The organism is Citrobacter sp. Cpo045, assembly GCF_030332875.1.
GTDB lineage: Bacteria > Pseudomonadota > Gammaproteobacteria > Enterobacterales > Enterobacteriaceae > Citrobacter > Citrobacter portucalensis.
Genome location: NZ_JAOWGZ010000062.1, coordinates 1 through 420, shown reverse-complemented (window position 1 = coordinate 420; position 420 = coordinate 1). Strand labels below are relative to the sequence as shown.

Sequence of the window (420 nt, the reverse complement as noted above, 5' to 3'; positions counted from 1 at the left end):
GTAAATGTTCGTCTCATTCAAAAAACCTCCGCAACCCCATGTTTTCACATAACTGTTGCGTTGACCAATTGAATCTACAGTAGCCTTTTTTAATATCGTATTTTGCTCCTCCAGACGGCGAACCTGCTTTTCCAGCTCGCGGATACGTTGCTGGTCTGGAGTAATGGGTGTGGCAGAGGGCGTAATCCCCTGGCGCTCTCTCCTGAGCTGGCGTACCCAGCTCTCAAGCGTAGTAGAACCCACATTCATCGCTTCACTGGCCTGTCGATATGAGTAGCCCTTATCAACAATCAGCTGTGCACATTCCAGCCTGAACTCAGGGGTGAAACTACGTTTGGTTTTCTTGTTCATTAAGTCACCTGTTTTGTGTTGAGGTGAGAATATCACCTTTAATCAGGTGGCCAAATTTACTGTGCCACT

At 47.1% G+C, this 420-nt stretch carries 1 protein-coding gene; it reads right to left on the bottom strand.

All coding sequences use genetic code 11. The features are described from left to right. A partial coding sequence (locus tag OGY13_RS01705) for a transposase (protein WP_286545922.1) occupies window positions 1–387 on the bottom strand: 387 nt, incomplete at its 3' end. Window positions 388–420 lie beyond the last annotated feature (33 nt).